2 protein-coding genes and 1 pseudogene are annotated in these 3300 nt (G+C 70.2%); all 3 read right to left on the bottom strand.

Annotated elements, in window-relative coordinates:
• Positions 1–24: 24 nt before the first annotated feature.
• On the bottom strand, positions 25–753 hold the full coding sequence (grpE, locus tag AC5LUJ_RS20925) for a nucleotide exchange factor GrpE (protein ID WP_250285034.1): 729 nt from the start codon (positions 751–753) through the stop codon (positions 25–27).
• Positions 750–2585 (bottom strand): molecular chaperone DnaK, encoded by a 1836-nt coding sequence (gene dnaK / locus AC5LUJ_RS20920; protein ID WP_250289851.1) that lies wholly within the window; start codon positions 2583–2585, stop codon positions 750–752. The genes grpE and dnaK overlap by 4 nt, the downstream gene beginning before the upstream one ends.
• A 471-nt stretch (positions 2586–3056) precedes the next feature.
• A pseudogene (locus AC5LUJ_RS20915) lies at positions 3057–3300 on the bottom strand (nuclease-related domain-containing protein); the annotation flags it as partial.

The raw sequence follows: 3300 nt of genomic DNA, 5'->3' as shown, positions 1-3300 counted from the left end.
GGGCTGCTCGCGGCTACTCGGCGGCTACTCGGCGGCTTCTGCCGAGCCGCCGCCCGCCTCCGGCGCGGCCCCGGCGGCCGTGCCGTCCACGTCCTGACCGGCGTCGGCGTCCCCCGGCGCCGGTTCGGCGACCGAGACCTGCGCCGGCCGCAGCACGCGGCCGGCGTGCCGGTAGCCGGCCCGGAAGACGTCCACGCAGGTCGGCCTGGTCACCTCGGCCGAGTAGGTGTGCATGAGCGCATCGTGGACGAGCGGGTCGAACTCGTCCCCGCGGGAGCCGAAGCGCTCGAGCCCGGCGGCCTCAAGGGCGGCTTCCAACGACTCCGCCACCGCCTTGAACGGGCCTTCCAGATCGCCGTGGTCGCGGGCGCGGCCGATGTCGTCGAGGGTCGGCAGCAGCGCCAGGAGCAGCCTGCCGGCCGCCTGCTCGGCCAGGGCCTGCCGGTCACGCTCGACACGGCGCCGGTAGTTGTCGAACTCGGCCTTGAGACGTTGCAGGTCACCGGTGCGCTCGGCGACCTGCTGGCGCAGCGACGCCACCAGCTCGGCCTCACCGGCCGGTGCGGCGCCGGGCGCCGGCCCCCCCGCCGAGGACGTGAAGGCGCCCTCGGCGGTGGCGGCGGCCTGCGTCCGCGCGGCCGCCTCCACCCGGACCTGCCCGCTCTGTGGGTCTATGCGGCGCTTGTCCCGGACGACCACTGGCTCGTCCGGGGTGGAAGCGCCATGCGTCCAGTCGTTGGGGGCCGAGGTCACTTCTTGTCCTCCTCGTCCACTATCTCGGCGTCCACCACGTCGTCGTCCGCGCTCGCTCCGGGCGTGCCGCCGGGGCTGCCGGCCGAGCCCTGCGCGGCGTCCGCGTAGAGCGACTGGCCCATCGCGGAACTGGCCTTGGCGAGCTCGGTCGTCGCGTTGCGGATGGCCGCGATGTCGGTGCCGGCGACCGCCGCCCGCAGCGCGGACAGCTTCTCCTCCACATCGGTCTTGACCGTGGCGTCGATCTTGTCGCCGTTCTCGGCCAGGAACCGCTCGGTGGAGTACACCAGGGTCTCGCCCTGGTTGCGGGTCTCGGCCTCCTCGCGGCGCTTGCGGTCCTCCTCGGCGTACTGCTCGGCGTCGCGGACCATCTTGTCGATGTCGTCCTTGGGCAGCGCCGAACCGCCCGTGATCGTCATCGACTGTTCCTTGCCGGTGCCGAGATCCTTGGCCGAGACGTGGACGATGCCGTTGGCGTCGATGTCGAAGGTGACCTCGATCTGCGGGATGCCGCGGGGCGCCGGCGGCAGGCCGGTGAGCTCGAACATGCCGAGCTTCTTGTTGTAGGCGGCCATCTCGCGCTCGCCCTGGAAGACCTGGATCTGCACGGACGGCTGGCTGTCCTCGGCGGTGGTGAAGATCTCCGAGCGCTTGGTCGGGATGGTGGTGTTGCGCTCGATGAGCTTGGTCATGATCCCGCCCTTGGTCTCGATGCCCAGGGACAGCGGGGTGACGTCGAGCAGGAGAACGTCCTTGACCTCGCCCTTGAGGACACCGGCCTGCAGGGAGGCGCCGACGGCGACGACCTCGTCGGGGTTGACGCCCTTGTTCGGCTCCTTGCCGCCGGTGAGCTCGCGGACCAGGTCGACCACGGCCGGCATCCGGGTGGAGCCGCCCACGAGCACGACGTGGTCGATGTCGCTGACCTTGACCCCGGCGTCCTTGACGGCCTGCTGGAAGGGGTGCTTGCAGCGGTCGATGAGGTCCTGGGTCATCCGCTGGAGCTCGGAGCGGGTCAGGGTGATGTCGAGGTGCAGCGGGCCCTCGGCCGAGGCGGTGATGTAGGGCAGGTTGATGCTGGTCTGGGTGGACTGCGACAGTTCGATCTTGGCTTTCTCGGCGGCCTCGCGCAGCCGCTGCAGGGCCATCTTGTCCTTGCCCAGGTCGACGCCGTGCTGGCCGTTGAAGGTCTTGATCAGGTGGTCGGTGATGCGCTGGTCCCAGTCGTCACCGCCGAGCTGGGTGTCCCCGGAGGTCGACTTGACCTCGACGACACCGTCACCGATCTCCAGCAGGGACACGTCGAACGTGCCGCCACCGAGGTCGAAGACCAGGATCGTCTGCTCCTTCTCGCCCTTGTCCAGGCCGTAGGCGAGGGCGGCGGCGGTGGGCTCGTTGACGATCCGCAGGACGTTCAGCCCGGCGATGGTGCCGGCCTCGGTGGTGGCCTGGCGCTGCGCGTCGTCGAAGTAGGCGGGCACGGTGATGACCGCGTCGGCCACGGTCTCACCCAGGTAGGACTCGGCGTCCCGCTTGAGCTTCTGCAGGATGAACGCGCTGATCTGCTGGGGGGTGAAGTCCTTGGCGTCGACCTTCATCTTCCAGTCGGTGCCCATGTGGCGTTTGACCGACCGGATGGTCCGCTCGACGTTGGTGACCGCCTGCCGCTTCGCGACCTCGCCGACCAGGACCTCGCCGTTCTTGGCGAAGGCGACGACGGATGGGGTTGTCCGCGAGCCCTCGGCATTGGCGATCACCGTGGGTTCGCCGCCCTCGAGCACGCTCACGACGGAGTTCGTGGTGCCGAGGTCGATGCCGACCGCTCGTGCCATGTCTGTGCGCCTTTCGAATCAGGATGGATCCGGCCCCACCGGCTCCGTCAGGATGCCGCGTGGGCCGCTCATATGGTAGTTGAGCCCTGCCGGCTCAGGATCCAACAATAACTCTTCCGCCGTCAAACTTGAGCCCCTCATGCTCATGTTTTTTGCGATGGCCGGACCGCGCCGGTGTGCGGCGTCATCGCAGGCATGGCTCGGGCGCGACTGGCGTGCGGGGCGTGGCAGCTTGCCCACAGAGCGTGTCGGCTTGCTCGCAGGACGTGTCGGATTGCCCACAAAGCGTGGCAGATGGCACGCAGGGCGTTGTGGCTGGCACGCAGGGCGTGGCGGCTGGCGCACGACTGAGGCCGGCGGGTGTCCGCCGGCCTCAGGTTGACTTACGGTCTTTTATGTGATTTCCGGCTATAATGTCCTGCTTGGCTGTTACAGCCTGTTCGGTCCTGGTTCCGCTGGTCCGTGCCCTGTTCAGGCGCTGGACGGTCCGGCGGGGCCGGATGGGGGCTGACCCGGTCCGGCGGCGGGGCTGTCGGCGCCCGGGGCCGTGCTGTTGCCGCCGTCGTCCGCCGGGCGGCTCGCGGCCGGCCGCAGCGGGCGGACCGCGGCCAGGATGCGTCCCCGCCGCCATCCCGGCGACGGGCCGTCCGCGGGACCGGGCGCGGGCGTGCCGGCCGAGCCGGTGAGTTCGCTGATGAGGTCGTCGCTGTCAGCA

This window comes from Protofrankia sp. CiP1_Cm_nod3, assembly GCF_982290655.1.
Note: the sequence above shows the minus strand (reverse complement) of the source record. Positions and strands in the feature narration are given on the sequence as shown.

What these genes read in the sequence shown, in the direction of transcription:
- dnaK (WP_250289851.1), bottom strand. Translation starts at nt 2,585, where the DNA reads ATGGCACGAGCGGTCGGCATCGACCTCGGCACCACGAACTCCGTCGTG.